Here is a 16,210-nt window from a genome sequence, read left to right as displayed (position 1 = left end):
CTAGCGCTTGATGTGCAGGGTGGGTTGCGCGACGATCTGCGTATCCTCGTCATGTCCGCCACGCTCGATGTCGAACGCATCAGCACGCTCATGGCAGACGCCCCGATCATTCAGAGCCTTGGGCGGACGTTTCCAATCGACGTCCGTTATGAGGATCGTTGGCAGGGCGTGCCGATTGAAGAGAAAGTTACCAAGGCGATCACTGAGGTCCATGGGTCGGAAAACGGCTCCATCCTCGCCTTTCTGCCGGGACAGTCGGAAATTACCCGAACGGCCGTACGGCTGGAGGGACGTTTTCCCGCAGATACGGATATCATCCCGCTTTACGGCAACCTTTCGCAGAAGGAGCAGGATGCGGCGATAAAGCCGGCGCCGGCCGGACGACGCAAGATCGTGCTTGCCACCTCGATTGCGGAGACCTCGATTACCATCGATGGCGTGCGTGTGGTGATCGACAGCGGATTGCAGCGACTACCTGTCTTCGAGCCCGCAACGGGAATCACGAGGCTGGAGACGTTGCGGGTGTCGCGCGCTTCCGCCGACCAGCGGGCGGGACGCGCCGGGCGAACGGAACCCGGTGTTGCGATCCGCCTGTGGCATCCGGGGCAGACGGCGGCGCTCAACGCCTTCACGCCACCGCAAATTCTGGCAAGCGATCTTGCCGGCCTTGTGCTCGATCTCGCCCATTGGGGTGTTCAGAATCCCTCTTCTCTTGCCTTTCTGGATATACCCCCCGAAGCCGCACTTAAAGAATCGATGGCGCTTCTCAAAAATCTGGGCGCGCTCGACAAAGTCGGAGCGCTGACGCAGCGCGGCCATCTGATGCGCGGCCTTTCGTTGCCGCCACGGCTGGCGGCCATGGTGATTGCGGCGGCAAGCGAAGGCGCGGGGAAGAAGGCGGCGATGCTCGCCGTCATGCTGACGGAACAGGGGCTCGGCGGAAACGACATCGATCTAGATGAAAGGCTGCGGCGCTTTCTTTCCGACAGGAGCGAAAGGGCGCAGGCGGCGCGCAAGCTGGCATCGAGGCTGTTTGACGCGATCGGCGACAAAACGGCGGCAGCCGAATTGCCGAGCGGGGCCGGTCCGCTGCTGCTGCACGCCTATCCGGACAGGATCGCGCTTCAGCGCGGCGCGCGGGGACGGTATGTGATGGCCAACGGGCGTGGCGCAGAGCTTGCAGAGACAGAACGGCTGGCGGCGAGCAAAATGCTGGTGGTTGCCGATATTACCGGACGAGCGGCGCAGCCGCGCATCCTTGCCGCGGCAGGCATAGACAGGACCGATATGGAGGAGCGAATGCCGCACCTCATCGTTCAGCAGGACCAGTTGCTTTTCGACAAGGCGAGCGGCCAGGCCCGCGCGCGAAAGGTGACACGGCTTGGCGCCATCATCCTCGATGAGACACCCCTCCCCCGTCCCGAGGGTGAACAGGCGGCACAGGCGCTCGCCAATGGCGTTCGGGAATTCGGCATCGGCATCCTTCCTTTTTCGAAAGAGACGCTGCAGTTGCGCGACAGGATCGGTTTTCTGAACGCCAGTATCGGGGAGCCCTGGCCAGATGTCAGCGAAGAGGCGTTGCTTTCGCGGCTGGAAGAGTGGTTCGTCCCTTTTCAGAACGGCGCGCGTAGCCTGCAGGACATTCGACCCGGCAGCCTCTCCGAAGGGATCCTGTCTCTGGTGCCGCATGAGGTAGCGCGCGATCTCGCCAAGTTGGCGCCGACGCATTTCGAAGCACCGACGGGCCAGCGGCATCCCATCCGTTACGACGCCAGCGAACCGACGCTTTCCATTCGCGTGCAGGAACTTTTCGGCTTGAGAGCTCACCCGACCATTGCGCAGGGGCGGTTGCCGCTGCTCTTGGAATTGACCTCGCCGGCGCACAGGCCGATACAGACGACACGCGATCTTCCGGGCTTCTGGTCGGGGTCCTGGAAGGATGTGCGGGCGGATATGCGCGGGCGTTATCCACGCCATCCATGGCCGGAGGACCCGGCATCGGCCCTGCCGACTAGCCGCGCGAAACCGCGCGGAACGTGATGATGAGGGACAGGGTAAAGGAGATGACGGTGGCTGGCCATTCTATCGAAACCACGAGGCTCGGCCGCGCCAGCCGCAGGATAAGGTTGCAGACAATCGTCTGGCTGCGCTGGCTGGCGGTTGCGGGACAGACGGCGACGATCCTGCTTGTCGCCTTCGGATTCAATTTTCCCCTGCCGCTTTTGGCCTGCAGCCTATTGATTGCGGCGCTCGCTCTTGCAAATCTGTTTCTCACCGCTCGTTTTCCCTCCACCTATCGTCTGGAGCCCTGGGAAGCGACATTGCTTCTGGCCTTCGACCTGCTGCAATTGACGGCGCTCATTTACATCACCGGCGGACTTTCCAATCCCTTCGCGCCGCTGATCTGCGTGCAGGTCATCATTGCGTTTGCCTCCCAGCCGTTACGGCATTCGCTTATTCTTCTTGGCTTTGCCATCATCTGCTCGACCGCAATCGCCTTTTCACCCTTTCCGGTTCCGTGGTATCCCGGCGAGGTTTTGCCGATCCAGCTTCTGCTGCATGTCGGCACCTGGGTCGCGATCATCGCCACAACCTCTTTTGCGGCCTTTTATGCCTATCGCGTTTCGCATGAGGCAAACCAGCTGGCGGATGCGCTGGCTGCAACGGAGCTGGTGCTGGAGCGGGAAAAACATCTCTCGCAGCTGGACGGGCTGGCGGCGGCGGCGGCGCACGAGCTCGGCACGCCGCTCGCAACAATCAGCGTTGTCGCGAAGGAGATGGAGCGGGAACTTGGACACGACGAAAAATTTGGCGAAGATATAGCGCTGCTGCGCAGCCAGAGCGAAAGATGCCGCGATATTCTGCGCCGGCTCACCTCTCTTTCCACCGACAACGAAGAACATATGCGCCGCCTGCCGCTCTCCTCGCTGATCGAGGAGGTGATGGCGCCGCACCGGGAATTCGGCATCCGCCTCGAACTCGTTGAAAAGAACAATCGCGCCGACGAACCTGTCGGTATCCGCAATGCCGGTATCATCTACGGTCTTGGCAACCTCATTGAAAACGGCGTGGATTATGCGCGGGAAAAGGTGACCGTAACCGTAGATTACGATCAGCAGAACGTCGCCGTCATCATTGAAGACGACGGGCCCGGTTACGCCCATGACGTGCTTGCGCGCATCGGCGAACCCTATGTGACCGAACGTCACAACGACACACGGGCGGGCGGGCTCGGGCTTGGGCTTTTCATCGCCAAGACCCTGCTGGAGCGCTCCGGCGCCAGTGTCACTTTTGAAAATCGTGGCACAAGCGAAAAGGGAGCAAGGGTGACAATCGTCTGGCCTCGAGCGCTTATGGACGATAAAAGAAACCGTTGACTTTACCATCCACGTTGAAGCGGCGATAAGAAGAAGAAAACAAAGCCGACGAAGTTGCCGGAAGGCCGCAAACATGAAGACAGACGACGAGAACAACTCCACCAGCGCGCCAACGGACGACGGCGATCCGATCGGACCCGACAGATCGCTGCTGATTGTCGATGATGACGGCCCGTTTTTGCGCCGGCTTGCCCGGGCAATGGAAACACGCGGCTTTGCCGTCGATACGGCCGAGACGGTGAGCGACGGCATTGCCCGCTCCAGGGCTGCGCCGCCGAAGTATGCGGTGGTCGATCTGAGGCTTGCGGATGGCAACGGTCTGGAAGTCATCGAGGCAATCAGGCAGAACCGGGACGATACGCAGATCGTGGTTCTGACCGGCTATGGCAATATTGCAACCGCCGTTACCGCCGTGAAACTCGGAGCGCTGGACTATCTGGCCAAGCCCGCCGATGCGGACGATGTGTTCAATGCGCTGACGCAGCGCAAGGGTGAAAAGACCGAAGTTCCCGAAAACCCGATGTCGGCAGACCGGGTTCGGTGGGAGCATATTCAGCGCGTTTATGAAATGTGCGAGCGAAACGTTTCGGAAACAGCGCGCCGACTCAACATGCACCGGCGCACCTTGCAGCGCATTCTCGCGAAACGCGCGCCAAAGTAACGGTATTATTCGCCGAAGCTGCGCCCGGTTGTCCATTCCGCCAGCATCAGCCGGGTCGCAGCGGTTCTCGAAAAATCCAACATCACCGATTTGCGGGTCGCCGGCGGCAATTTATGTTCCGGCGCATCGCGCAGCACGTGGGCACCATATCCATCCGACAGGATCAGCCCGCATTCCTCCGGGAATATATCGGTCGGAACCTCTGGATGGGTGGCGAAGAACAGTCGGTCGCAATGCAGGCGATAGTCCGGCCATTTGCGATCCACACGGAAATCCTCGATGGAGGATTTGATTTCGATGATCCAGATTTCACCCTTGACCGACAGACTGATGAGATCGGCCCGTCGCCCGCTTGCAAGCGGCAACTCCGGCAGCACCGAATGGCGCATTTCGTGCAGAAGCACCTGAACGCCGCGGCGCACCAGCATCGCCTTGTCCGACTGGCGGCCGTCGATTAACGGATTATTGTTGGTAACGGAAAGAATAGTCATGGATAAAGGCTGCTGAAGCGTTTGGCCCATTGTTGCAAAAAGGCAATCAACCGGCAATTTTAAAGGCGCAACCACCTCGCGGCGGCGCAACGGCTTGCCAAGAGCGGCTGAATGGAAAATAACCGATTTATCCAATTAAGCCTACTCCTTCGCACAATTTGGCGAATTTTCCGCGAGAACAACATGCGCATCCGTACCCCATTGACCGCACTCGGTCTGACGGCAGCACTGGCTCTGGCCGGCTGCGCCGAAACGACCTCCCAATCCTCCACTCCGACCTCCGGCAAGATCGCAGCGTCAGTACCGGTTGCCGATCCCGTTCCGGCGAAGGTCGAAACGGTCCAGATCTTCAACGATGTGTACGGTCCCGTGACCGATGCGGGCTATGCGCTGCCGGCCATTCCGATCAATCGCGTGAATGAGAAGTACCGTCGCCAGATCGTCGAGTTCCAGACTTCGGAGCGCCCTGGCACCATCATCGTCAATACGCGCGATCGCTACCTCTATTACATCCTGTCCGGCAACCGTGCGGTTCGTTACGGCATCGGCGTCGGCAAGGCGGGTTTTGCCTGGGCCGGTGAAGCCTATGTCGCTTGGAAGCAGGAATGGCCGATGTGGCATCCGCCGAAGGAAATGGCCGACCGCAAGCCGGAAGTGGCGAAATATGTCGAGGCCGGCATGGGCCCGGGCCTTTCCAACCCGCTCGGCGCGCGCGCCATGTATCTCTTCAACGAAAAGGGACAGGACACGCTGTTCCGCATCCACGGTTCGCCCGAGTGGGCTTCTATCGGCACCGCGGCCTCTTCCGGCTGCATCCGCATGATCAATCAGGATGTGATCGATCTCTACAGCCGCGTCCGTCCCGGACGCAGCACGAAAGTGGTCGTGATCCAGTAAAGATCAGATACCGGATAAGAAAAAGCCGCCGTGGATATCCCCGGCGGCTTTTTTGTTTCTCAGGACTGCTGACGGTTTCAGGCTGCCTGTTTGGCCTTCAGTTCCAGGCGACGGCGGTGCAGAACAGGTTCGGTGTAACCATTAGGCTGTTCGCGACCCTTCAGCACCAGTTCGACAGCCGCCTGAAATGCCACCGATCCATCGAAGTCGGAGGACAGGGGCAGATAGGCCGGATCACCCGCATTCTGCGTATCGACCACGGCAGCCATGCGCTTCATGGTCTCGACGATCTGCCCCTCTGTCACCACACCATGGCGCAGCCAGTTCGCCATGTGCTGCGCGGAAATTCGAAGCGTGGCGCGGTCCTCCATCAGCCCGATATCGTTGATATCGGGCACCTTGGAGCAGCCGACGCCCTGATCGACCCAGCGCACGACATAGCCGAGAATACCCTGCGCATTGTTGTCGAGTTCGCGCTGGATTTCTTCCGGTGTCCAATTGGGACGCGGCGCGACCGGCACCGACAGAATATCGGAGAGCTTTGCACGGCCGCGGCTTTTCAACCCCTCCTGCACCGAAGCGACATCGACCTTGTGATAGTGCGTGGCGTGCAGAGTCGCCGCCGTCGGCGAAGGCACCCAGGCGGTATTGGCGCCAGCCTTGGGGTGCGCGATCTTCTGCTCCAGCATGGCCGCCATCAGATCCGGCATGGCCCACATGCCCTTGCCGATCTGCGCATGGCCGGAAAGGCCACATTCGAGGCCGATATCAACGTTCCAGTTCTCGTAAGCGGCGATCCACGCCGCCTGCTTCATATCGCCCTTGCGGATCATCGGACCTGCTTCCATCGAGGTGTGGATTTCGTCGCCCGTGCGGTCGAGAAAGCCCGTATTGATGAAGACGACGCGATCCTTTGCGGCGCGGATGCTTTCCTTGAGGTTGACCGTGGTGCGGCGCTCCTCATCCATGATGCCCATTTTCATGGTGTTCGGCGCCATGCCGACAAGCTGTTCGACCCGGCTGAAGATTTCGTTGGCGAAGGCCACTTCCTCCGGCCCGTGCATCTTCGGCTTGACGACATACATCGAGCCGGCGCGGGAATTCTGACGCCGCCCGGATGGACCGACATCATAAAGGGCGATCAGCGCCGTGACGACAGCATCCATGATGCCTTCCGGCACCTCGCGGCCCTCCCTGTCGAGGATCGCCGGATTGGTCATGAGATGACCGACATTGCGCACCAGCATCAGGGACCGACCCGGCAGTGTAAGCGCAGAGCCATTGGGAGCGGCGTAATAGCGATCCGGGTTTAGGCTGCGGGTGAAGGTCTTGCCGCCCTTTGATACTTCTTCAGTCAGGTCGCCGCGCATCAGGCCAAGCCAGTTGCCATAAACCAGCACCTTGTCTTCGGCGTCGACGGCGGCAACCGAATCCTCACAATCCATGATGGTCGTGAGGGCGGATTCGAGAATGACATCTGAGATTCCCGCCTTGTCACCCTTGCCGATTTCGGTCGTGGGATCGATGACGATTTCGGTGTGCAAACCATTCTTGCCGAGCAGGATCGTTGCAGGCTTTGCCGCTTCGCCGCTGAAACCCTTGAACTGGGCTGCATCCTTGAGGCCAGTCCTGGCGTCGCCGATGGCAAGCTGCAACAGGCCATCCTCGGTCTTGAAACCGGTCACCTCGGACCAGCTTCCCGTCTCCAGCGGAGCGGATTCATCGAGGAAATTTCGCGCCCAGGCAATGACCTTTTCACCGCGCTTCGGATTGTACCCCCTGCCCTTCTCCGCGCCGTCGGCGTCAGAAATGGCATCCGTTCCGTAAAGCGCATCATAAAGCGAACCCCAGCGGGCATTGGCCGCATTCAGCGCGTAGCGCGCATTCATGACCGGAACGACGAGCTGCGGGCCGGCAACGGCAGCTATTTCTGGGTCGACATTGCTGGTTTCCACCTGGAAGCCCGGGCCTTCCGGCAGCAGATAGCCGATGTCCTTCAGAAAGCCCTCATACGCGTCAAAGTCTGCCGGCGCGCCATTCTGCCGATACCAGCCATCCAGCTTTTCCTGCAGGGCGTCGCGCTTTGCCAGCAATTCGCGGTTCTTGGGAGAAAGCTCGTGAACAATGGTCGAAAAACCTTCAAAGAACGCTTCGTTGTCCAGACCCGTGCCCGGCAGAACATCGTCTGTCAAAAAGGCATAAAGCCTCTCATCGATGGAAAGACCGAATTTATTCGTGCGGCTCACATGCGCCTCCTTTATTCTGAAGGCACAGATTGGACGCGGAGGCGGTCGCTCGTCAATTGCGGCGGACAGCCAAATATTATTTCCATTTTGGAAACAATGTGGGCGATCGTCGCCTTTTTCTACAAAAGCGCCTGCAAATCCTTGATGCGATCATTCACCAACCAGCCATAATAATTTTCTTCCGGCAACAGGGGCTGCTCCCCGCCTGAAGCGCGCTGGCGATTTTTCTGGGCAAGGATGGCAGCGCGCTGCTGAGATCCGCCGACATTATAAAGCGTCGAGGTCACACCCGGATTCTTCGAAATATCCATGTCGGCAATCGATCTATAGTCGTCGATAGACTTGCGGATGGACGCCGCCATGAAAGCGAGCGACCGGTCAGGGTCCATGATGGCGGTATAGACGGCAGCGGCGTCGTTCTCATCCAGCTTCTCATAGCCGGACGTTCTCGACACCATATCGGACAACATCAGCGCCGTCAGCGGGTTGATCTGACCGAGGCCGAAGGTCTGGCCGGCATAGAAGGGCTGGAAAAACACGGCGCTGAAGCGATTGTTCGGGTAGGCGACGCCATCAACCGTCCTGCCGCGGAAGTTGTCTTCCCAGACATCTTCCCGACAGTTCCAGAGGCTGTAGGAATCCCTTTTCGACTGGCATTTTGCAAATTGCGAATGCGTGAGGAACTGCGCGATGGTTTCGTCCTTGTAGCCGAAACGAAAGCTGTTGCCCGCATAAGAAGCAGCCTTGACGTAATAGGACTGCAGTCGGTCATAAGCGTCGACATTATAGGTATGTTCGCCAACGATCGCGCCGATCATATGGATCGGATCGATGCCGTAGCGCCCGGCCGTCGACTTGATCTTGGCGATTAGAGCTTTGTCGGAGGACAAGAGGTCGATGACCTTCTGGTATTTGCGCTCGAAAGAGGTGTTGGACGCTTTTGTTCTTTTTGCAGAAGCGCCGGGAACGCCGGGCTGTTCGGCATTGCGATTGCCTGGCGGAACGACCGTCGCGGCTTCGACGTAAGAAGACGCGGTGACGGTGAACGTCAAAGCAGCGGCAAATGCCAGAAGAGTTTTGCGCACGAGCGAATGCCTTTTCTCAAGCCTGCGGCTTCCGCCAGCGAAAGGTGCTGGGAAAACCGGACCATTCCACGAAAGCGGTTCCAACCGGAATGCAGCCCTTCCCATAAACAAAATGCGGGCTGAATGCGAGACAAGGCGGATAAAATAAAAGAGTGCGGCAAATATGGCCGCACTCTTCTTTCTTGGATCCCTGAAATCTTCAGAGAATATAACGGGACAAATCCGTATCGGCGGCGAGATCGCCGACATGCTTGCGGACATATTCCTGATCGATCTTGACGGCGGAACCGCCGCGATCCGGCGCATTGAAGGAAATTTCGTCCAGAACACGCTCCATGACCGTCTGCAAACGGCGGGCGCCGATGTTCTCGACCGACGAATTGAGATGAACGGCCACATCGGCCAGCGCATCGATGGCGTCATCGGTGAAATCGAGATCGAGTTCTTCCGTCGCCATCAGCGCCTTATACTGGCGGATGAGGCTTGCTTCCGTCTCGGTCAGGATACGGCGGAAATCCTCCTTCGTCAGCGGCTTCAGCTCGACGCGGATCGGCAGGCGGCCCTGAAGTTCGGGAAGGAGGTCCGAAGGCTTTGCCACATGGAAGGCGCCCGAGGCGATGAAGAGAACATGGTCGGTTTTCACCGGCCCGTATTTCGTCGAAACCGTCGTGCCTTCGACAAGCGGCAGCAAATCGCGCTGCACACCTTCGCGGGACACGCCGGCGCCCATGCCGCCATCGCGGGCGGCGATCTTGTCGATCTCGTCAAGGAAGACAATGCCGTCATTTTCGACCGATTTCACCGCCTCGCGCTGGATCATTTCATTGTCGAGCAGCTTGTCGGATTCGTCGCGGATAAGATCGGCATAGGATTTGGACACCGTCGTGCGCACCTTCTTGGTGCGTCCGCCCATGGCCTTGCCGAACATTTCCGACAGGTTGAGCACGCCGATATTGGCGCCCGGCATGCCGGGAATTTCGAAACCGGGCATGCCCGAGCCGCTATCCGTCACCTCGATATCGATTTCCTTGTCGTCCAATTCGCCGTCGCGCAGCTTCTTGCGGAAGTTCTCACGGGTGCCCGGCGATGCCGTTGCGCCCACCAGTGCGTCAAGCACGCGCTCTTCGGCGCTCTGATGCGCCTTGGCCTGGACTTCGGCGCGCTTCTTTTCGCGCACAAGGCCAATGCCGATCTCGACCAGATCACGGATGATCTGCTCGACATCGCGGCCGACATAACCGACTTCGGTGAATTTGGTGGCTTCAACCTTGATGAAAGGCGCACCGGCCAACTTGGCGAGGCGACGGGAAATCTCCGTCTTGCCGACACCGGTCGGCCCGATCATCAGAATATTTTTCGGCATGACTTCGTCGCGCAGGCTCTCATCGAGCTGCTGGCGACGCCAGCGGTTGCGCAGCGCAATTGCGACCGCACGTTTGGCATCATGCTGGCCGATGATGTGGCGGTCGAGTTCCGAGACGATTTCCCGGGGAGAAAAAGTGGTCATTCTATCCTCTCGGCTTTCCTGTTCCGGCCGGCCATTTGGCCCGGCCCACAGGACCCTTGGTGAGTAATTGCTTATTCGGCGTCGAGGGTTTCGACGACGAGACTGTGGTTGGTATAAACGCAGATATCGGCGGCGATATCGAGCGACTGGCGCGCCACCTCTTCAGCCGATTTGTCCGTATCCATCATGGCGCGTGCGGCGGCAAAGGCATAATTGCCACCGGAACCGATAGCGATCGCGCCGTGTTCCGGCTCCAGCACGTCCCCATTGCCGGTAATGGCAAGTGTGGTCGATTTATCGGCCACCAGCATCATGGCTTCGAGATTGCGCAGATATTTATCCGTGCGCCAGTCCTTCGCGAGCTCCACGGCGGCGCGCATCAGCTGGCCGGGATATTGCTCGAGTTTCTTTTCGAGACGGTCGAGCAACGTAAAAGCATCCGCCGTCGCGCCGGCAAAACCGGCAATCACTTCGCCCTTGCCGATGCGGCGAACCTTGCGCGCATTGCCCTTCATGACGGTCTGGCCAAGGCTTACCTGCCCGTCGCCAGCCATGACGACCTTGCCGCCCTTTCTGACTGTAATGATTGTTGTCATCAAACACCTGTCTGCCCTGCCGGGCCTGGGGTTAACGGGCCGGGTTACGGCCCTTTTCGGGTTCTATGTAAGTCTGGTTTTTCCGATTGCAATCATCGGGATCACACCGGGTTTTCCGCAAGTCAGCCAAGACGATGGAACAACTGGATATTTGTGTCCCGTGCTGATAAGGAACGGCAATATTTTCACGGAGCGGCCAAAATGGCAGAACGTAAAGGCGAGATTATCCGCAAGACCAACGAAACCTCGGTTTCGGTCCGTGTGGATATCGACGGCACCGGCAAATCGAAAATTTCCACCGGCGTGGGATTTTTCGACCATATGCTGGACCAGCTGAGCCGCCATTCGTTGATCGACATGGACATCGAAGTTCAGGGCGACCTGCATATCGATGACCACCACACCGTGGAAGATACCGGCATCGCCATCGGCCAGGCAATTGCCAAGGCCTTGGGCGACCGGCGTGGCATTACCCGTTACGCCTCGCTCGATCTGGCCATGGACGAAACGATGACCAAGGCCGCCGTCGATATTTCCGGCAGGCCGTTCCTTGTGTGGAACGTCAATTTCTCCGCGCCGAAGATCGGCACCTTCGATACCGAACTGGTGCGCGAGTTCTTTCAGGCGCTCGCGCAGAATGCCGGCATTACGCTGCATATCCTGAACCATTACGGCGCCAACAACCATCATATCGCCGAAACGTGCTTCAAGGCCGTTGCCCGCGTTCTTCGCACGGCAACCGAGATCGACCCCCGGCAGGCAGGCCGCGTTCCCTCGACGAAGGGCATGCTGGCCTGACGCCAAAGCGTCAGGAAGCCCATGACAAGCTATCTCGTTCTGGAAGCCCCCAACGGGCCGGACAGGGACCATAATACGACCCGCTTCATCGCCGACCGTTTCGTATGGCTGGCACTGATTGCGCCCTGGTTATGGCTTGCCGTGAACCGGCTGTGGCTGGCGACGGCTGTTGTTGTCATTGCCACAGTCGTGGCGGGGCAAATCTCGATGTTAGCCGGATTCGAACCTGTCGGCATTCTCCTTGGTTTCGGCATCGGGCTTATCACGGCTTTGGAGGGACGCAATTTTCTCGTCCGGCACCTGATGCGCAAAGGCTGGACGCTGACGTCAGTCGTTTCCGCCCCTGATCTTTCGAGTGCCGAAGACATATATTTCTCCGGTCTATCCGAGAATCCTGGCGTGACAGAACAGCTGTCCCAGCCGGTCTGGACCCCTTCGCCGCAAAAGAGCGGCGGCAAAAACTTCGTCAACGATCCCGCCGGATCGTTTCTTTTCGACTTGAATGGAAGGCGCTGACATGCGTGTCGCGATTATCGACTACGGTTCGGGCAACCTGCGTTCGGCCACCAAAGCTTTCGAGCGTGCCGCCCGCGAAGCCGGCATCGATGCAACTATCGACCTGACCGACAGGCCGGATCATGTCGCCTCGGCGGACCGCATCGTGCTGCCGGGTGTCGGCGCCTATGCGGATTGCCGCGCCGGTCTTGACGCCGTTCCCGGAATGCATGACGCACTCATCGAAGCCGTGGAGAAAAAGGCCCATCCCTTCCTCGGCATCTGCGTCGGCATGCAGCTCATGTCCTCGCGCGGGCTGGAAAAGACTGTCAGCAAGGGCCTTGGCTGGATTGAAGGCGATGTTGTGGAAATGACGCCGTCCGATCCGGGCCTGAAGATTCCGCAGATCGGCTGGAACACGCTGGAAATTCGCCACGCCCACCCGTTGTTCGACGGCATCAAGACCGGCGCGGATGGCCTGCACGCCTATTTCGTGCATTCCTATCATCTGGCGGCCAAGCATTCGACTGACGTCATCGCCACCACCAATTACGGTGGCGCGATGACGGCTTTCGTCGGCCGCGACAATATGGCGGGCGCGCAGTTCCACCCGGAAAAAAGCCAGACGCTCGGCCTTGCCCTGATTTCAAATTTCCTGCGCTGGAAGCCCTGACATGATTCTTTTCCCCGCAATCGATCTCAAAGACGGTGAGTGCGTTCGCCTGAAACTCGGCGATATGGACCAGGCAACCGTCTACAATACCGATCCCGGCGCACAGGCCAAGGCCTTCGAGGATCAGGGTTTTGAATGGCTGCATGTGGTTGATCTCAACGGCGCCTTTGCTGGTGAAACAGTCAACGGTGCAGCGGTTGATGCCATTCTGAAAGCCACGAAAAACCCGGTGCAGCTGGGCGGCGGCATCCGCACGCTGGATCATATCGAGGCCTGGCTGAGCCGTGGTCTTGCGCGCGTCATTCTCGGCACGGTGGCAGTTCGCGATCCGGTTCTGGTCATTGAGGCTTGCAAACGTTTCCCCGGCCAGGTCGCCGTCGGCATCGACGCCAAGGGCGGCAAGGTGGCGGTGGAAGGCTGGGCGGAAGCCTCCGAACTCGGTGTCATCGAACTTGCCAAACGTTTTGAAGGTGCCGGTGTCGCAGCCATCATCTATACCGACATCGATCGCGATGGCATTCTGGCCGGCATCAACTGGGCTTCGACGCTGGAACTGGCGAGTGCCGTCTCCATCCCGGTCATCGCCTCCGGCGGACTTGCCTCCATCGACGACATCAAACGCATGCTGCAGCCGGATGCCGCAAAGCTCGAGGGTGCGATTTCCGGCCGCGCGCTTTACGACGGCCGCATCGACCCCGCCGAGGCGCTTACCCTCATCAAGGCTGCAAAGGAGGTAAACGTATGACCCTCAAAGCCCGCGTTATTCCCTGCCTGGATGTGAAGGACGGTCGTGTCGTCAAGGGCGTGAACTTTGTCGACCTGATCGACGCTGGCGATCCCGTCGAGGCGGCGAAAGCCTATGATGCGGCCGGAGCGGACGAACTCTGCTTCCTCGACATTACCGCCTCTTCGGATAATCGTGACACGATCTTCGATGTCGTCTCGCGTACCGCCGACCATTGCTTCATGCCGCTGACCGTTGGCGGCGGGGTTCGCAGCGTCGCCGACATCCGCAAGCTGCTTCTGTGCGGGGCCGACAAGGTCTCGATCAATTCCGCAGCCGTCAAGGATCCGGATTTTGTGGCGCAGGCGGCCGATAAATTCGGCAACCAGTGCATCGTCGTTTCCATCGACGCCAAGCGCGTTTCGAAGGACGGAGAAGAAGGTCGCTGGGAAATCTTCACCCATGGCGGGCGCCAGCCGACCGGGATCGACGCCGTCGAATTCGCCATCAAGATGGTCGAACGCGGCGCCGGCGAATTGCTTGTAACCTCGATGGATCGCGACGGCACCAAAAGCGGTTACGATATCGGCCTGACACGCAGCATTGCCGATCAGGTTCGCGTGCCCGTCATCGCCTCGGGCGGCGTTGGAACTCTGGACGATCTGGTGGCGGGCGTGCGCGATGGCCATGCGACTGCGGTGCTTGCAGCCTCCATCTTCCACTTCGGCACCTATTCGATCGGGCAAGCCAAGACCTACATGGCCGAGCATGGTATCGCCATGCGTCTCGACTGATTGCAGGATTTCCCCATGAGCGCATTTTCCCTTTCCGATCTGGAGCGTATCGTCGCGACACGCGCCGCCGCCTCTCCTGATGAATCCTGGACGGCCAAGCTGGTTGCTGCCGGCCAGGAGCGCGCGGCGAAAAAACTCGGCGAAGAGGCGGTGGAGACCGTTATCGCGGCCATCGCGAAAGATCGTGATGGGCTGAAAAACGAGGCCGCCGATCTGCTTTACCATCTGCTTGTCGTGCTGAAGATTGCCGATATTCCGCTCACGGACGTTTTTGCAGAGCTGGAACGCCGCACAGGCCAGACCGGCCTTGCGGAAAAGGCGGCGAGGCCGACATCATGAATGTCACGGCAGGCAGCGGGGAGAGAGGCATGCCAGGCACACTCGATCATTTCCGACCGGATGAATATTCGCCATACCACTTCTTCAGTTCGGAAGAATGGGCGAAGTTTCGCGCCGATACGCCACTGACGCTTTCCGCCGACGAGGTCAAACGGCTACGTTCGCTTGATGATCCGATCGATCTGGATGAAGTGCGGCGCATCTATCTCTCGCTATCGCGCCTGTTGTCCTCCCATGTAGAAGCCTCGCAGCTGCTATTCGAACAGCGCAACCGTTTCCTCAACATGGGTGACGTCAACAAGACGCCCTTTGTCATCGGCATTGCCGGATCGGTGGCCGTTGGCAAGTCCACAACGGCGCGTATCCTGAAGGAGCTTCTGGCCCGCTGGCCCTCCAGCCCGAAGGTCGATCTCATCACGACTGATGGATTTCTCTATCCAAACGAGGTCCTGCGGCGGGAAAACCTGATGGAGCGCAAGGGCTTTCCCGAAAGTTACGATATCGGCGCGCTCCTGCGTTTCCTATCGGCGATAAAGGCGGGCCAGCCGAATGTGAAGGCGCCGCGTTATTCGCACCTGACCTACGACGTTCTGCCGAACGAATTCACTGTCATAGACCAGCCGGATATCCTGATCTTCGAAGGCATTAACGTGCTGCAATCCCGTGACCTGCCGGCGGGCGGGCGGATCGTGCCGATCGTTTCCGACTTTTTCGATTTTTCGATTTATATCGATGCCGACGAGGACTTCATTCACAACTGGTATGTGAACCGGTTCATGAATCTGAGACAGACTGCCTTCCGCGACCCGAATTCATTCTTCAACCGTTATGCGTCGATCAGCGAAGAGGCAGCGCTCAGCATTGCCGAAGGGCTCTGGCAGAACATCAACCTGAAGAACCTGCGCCAGAACATCGTGCCGACGCGCCCGCGCGCCGATCTCATCCTTCGCAAGGGCAAGAACCACCTGATCGACACGGTAGCGCTTCGCAAGCTGTGAAGATGCCGCGCATGGCGGCACCCTTGGCGGTTAAATCCGCTATTATGCAAGCTCAGGAATACGCAGTACCTGTCCGGGATAAATCTTGTCGGGATGCGTCAGCATCGGCTTGTTGGCTTCGAAGATGATGTTGTTCTTCGCGCCATTTGCCTTGCCATACTGGGCTTCCGCAATCTTCCAGAGATTGTCGCCCTTCTTGACCGTGTAGAAGACGGGTTCTTTCGCGGGCGCGTCAGTCACTTTCAGCTCGCCAGCCTCGACCTTGGAAATGCCGAGCGTATTGCCGACCGCGATGACCGCCTTTTCGAAAACCGACTGATCGGCTACTTCGCCCTTCAGAACGACCTTGTCGTCCACCACTTCGACCTGAACCTTGTCCGTGCCGAGATCGTGGGAAGCGAGTTCCTTCTTGACAGCTTCGACATCAGGGGCATCGTCACCGCCGATACCGAGCTTCTTTCCCGCTTCCTTGATGAAATTGAACAGACCCATAGCACCCTCCTTGGTTGTAGGGAGGCTTACCAGACGA

17 protein-coding genes (1 of these 17 running past the window's edge) are annotated in these 16,210 nt (G+C 59.1%); 11 read left to right on the top strand and 6 right to left on the bottom strand.

The window, feature by feature from the left end:
• From hrpB to O9X91_RS08545, 3 genes are all read left to right on the top strand, one after another.
• On the top strand, positions 1 to 2,040 hold the 3' portion of the coding sequence (gene hrpB / locus O9X91_RS08555; RefSeq protein ID WP_269833830.1) for an ATP-dependent helicase HrpB. It extends 447 nt beyond the left edge of the window; 2,040 of the gene's 2,487 nt are visible here — the last part of the coding sequence; its start codon lies off the left edge, out of view; its stop codon occupies positions 2,038 to 2,040.
• A 29-nt stretch (positions 2,041 to 2,069) separates the two neighbouring features.
• Positions 2,070 to 3,377: a two-component system sensor histidine kinase ActS gene (gene actS / locus O9X91_RS08550; protein WP_142912858.1), complete on the top strand. Its 1,308-nt coding sequence runs from the start codon at positions 2,070 to 2,072 to the stop codon at positions 3,375 to 3,377.
• A gap of 73 nt (positions 3,378 to 3,450) precedes the next feature.
• Positions 3,451 to 4,038 (top strand): ActR/PrrA/RegA family redox response regulator transcription factor, encoded by a 588-nt coding sequence (locus tag O9X91_RS08545; protein WP_077984988.1) that lies wholly within the window; start codon positions 3,451 to 3,453, stop codon positions 4,036 to 4,038.
• A gap of 5 nt (positions 4,039 to 4,043) precedes the next feature.
• Here O9X91_RS08545 and O9X91_RS08540 read toward each other — a convergent pair whose 3' ends face one another.
• On the bottom strand, positions 4,044 to 4,529 hold the full coding sequence (locus O9X91_RS08540; RefSeq protein WP_077984991.1) for an MmcB family DNA repair protein: 486 nt from the start codon (positions 4,527 to 4,529) through the stop codon (positions 4,044 to 4,046).
• A 183-nt stretch (positions 4,530 to 4,712) separates the two neighbouring features.
• Between O9X91_RS08540 and O9X91_RS08535 the strand changes: the two genes are divergently transcribed.
• Positions 4,713 to 5,426 (top strand): L,D-transpeptidase, encoded by a 714-nt coding sequence (locus O9X91_RS08535; RefSeq protein WP_077984989.1) that lies wholly within the window; start codon positions 4,713 to 4,715, stop codon positions 5,424 to 5,426.
• A 77-nt stretch (positions 5,427 to 5,503) separates the two neighbouring features.
• Here the strand turns inward: O9X91_RS08535 and O9X91_RS08530 are convergent, their stop codons facing one another.
• The 4 genes from O9X91_RS08530 to hslV all read right to left on the bottom strand — a co-directional run bounded on the left by O9X91_RS08530 (position 5,504) and on the right by hslV (position 10,860).
• Positions 5,504 to 7,672 carry a malate synthase G gene (locus O9X91_RS08530; protein WP_269833831.1) on the bottom strand — a complete coding sequence of 723 codons (2,169 nt, stop codon included), beginning with the start codon at positions 7,670 to 7,672 and terminating at the stop codon, positions 5,504 to 5,506.
• A gap of 119 nt (positions 7,673 to 7,791) precedes the next feature.
• Positions 7,792 to 8,757 carry a DUF1402 family protein gene (locus O9X91_RS08525; protein ID WP_269833832.1) on the bottom strand — a complete coding sequence of 322 codons (966 nt, stop codon included), beginning with the start codon at positions 8,755 to 8,757 and terminating at the stop codon, positions 7,792 to 7,794.
• A 199-nt stretch (positions 8,758 to 8,956) separates the two neighbouring features.
• A complete protein-coding gene (gene hslU, locus O9X91_RS08520) occupies positions 8,957 to 10,264 on the bottom strand; it encodes an ATP-dependent protease ATPase subunit HslU (RefSeq protein ID WP_137412392.1) in 1,308 nt (435 codons plus the stop codon).
• A gap of 71 nt (positions 10,265 to 10,335) precedes the next feature.
• Positions 10,336 to 10,860, bottom strand: coding sequence for an ATP-dependent protease subunit HslV (gene hslV / locus O9X91_RS08515; protein WP_142912861.1), 525 nt, complete (start codon positions 10,858 to 10,860; stop codon positions 10,336 to 10,338).
• A gap of 201 nt (positions 10,861 to 11,061) precedes the next feature.
• On the opposite strand from hslV, the gene hisB reads away from it, so the two are divergent.
• The 7 genes from hisB to coaA are packed head-to-tail and all read left to right on the top strand — an operon-like array spanning position 11,062 to position 15,681.
• Positions 11,062 to 11,658, top strand: a complete 597-nt coding sequence (hisB, locus tag O9X91_RS08510; RefSeq protein ID WP_010970622.1) for an imidazoleglycerol-phosphate dehydratase HisB — start codon at positions 11,062 to 11,064, stop codon at positions 11,656 to 11,658.
• Positions 11,659 to 11,679: 21 nt separating this feature from the next.
• Positions 11,680 to 12,174 (top strand): DUF2628 domain-containing protein, encoded by a 495-nt coding sequence (locus tag O9X91_RS08505; protein WP_142912862.1) that lies wholly within the window; start codon positions 11,680 to 11,682, stop codon positions 12,172 to 12,174.
• Position 12,175: 1 nt separating this feature from the next.
• Positions 12,176 to 12,826 (top strand): imidazole glycerol phosphate synthase subunit HisH, encoded by a 651-nt coding sequence (gene hisH / locus O9X91_RS08500; RefSeq protein ID WP_142912863.1) that lies wholly within the window; start codon positions 12,176 to 12,178, stop codon positions 12,824 to 12,826.
• 1 nt (position 12,827) lies between these two features.
• Entirely contained in the window at positions 12,828 to 13,571 is a 744-nt protein-coding gene (gene hisA, locus O9X91_RS08495) for a 1-(5-phosphoribosyl)-5-[(5-phosphoribosylamino)methylideneamino]imidazole-4-carboxamide isomerase (RefSeq protein ID WP_142912864.1), read from the top strand.
• Complete coding sequence (gene hisF / locus O9X91_RS08490) at positions 13,568 to 14,344, top strand: imidazole glycerol phosphate synthase subunit HisF (RefSeq protein WP_142912865.1); 777 nt, start codon at positions 13,568 to 13,570, stop codon at positions 14,342 to 14,344. The genes hisA and hisF overlap by 4 nt, the downstream gene beginning before the upstream one ends.
• A 15-nt stretch (positions 14,345 to 14,359) precedes the next feature.
• Positions 14,360 to 14,683 (top strand): phosphoribosyl-ATP diphosphatase, encoded by a 324-nt coding sequence (locus tag O9X91_RS08485; RefSeq protein ID WP_142912866.1) that lies wholly within the window; start codon positions 14,360 to 14,362, stop codon positions 14,681 to 14,683.
• Entirely contained in the window at positions 14,680 to 15,681 is a 1,002-nt protein-coding gene (coaA, locus tag O9X91_RS08480; RefSeq protein WP_170979844.1) for a type I pantothenate kinase, read from the top strand. Before O9X91_RS08485 ends, coaA begins: the two co-directional genes overlap by 4 nt.
• Before the next feature lie 42 nt (positions 15,682 to 15,723).
• Here the strand turns inward: coaA and lysM are convergent, their stop codons facing one another.
• On the bottom strand, positions 15,724 to 16,173 hold the full coding sequence (gene lysM, locus O9X91_RS08475; RefSeq protein WP_080792060.1) for a peptidoglycan-binding protein LysM: 450 nt from the start codon (positions 16,171 to 16,173) through the stop codon (positions 15,724 to 15,726).
• Positions 16,174 to 16,210: the final 37 nt, after the last annotated feature.

Source organism: Agrobacterium salinitolerans (assembly GCF_027498475.1).
In the GTDB taxonomy this organism is placed as follows: Bacteria; Pseudomonadota; Alphaproteobacteria; order Rhizobiales; family Rhizobiaceae; genus Agrobacterium; species Agrobacterium salinitolerans.
This window is presented reverse-complemented; position numbering and strand designations above follow the sequence as displayed.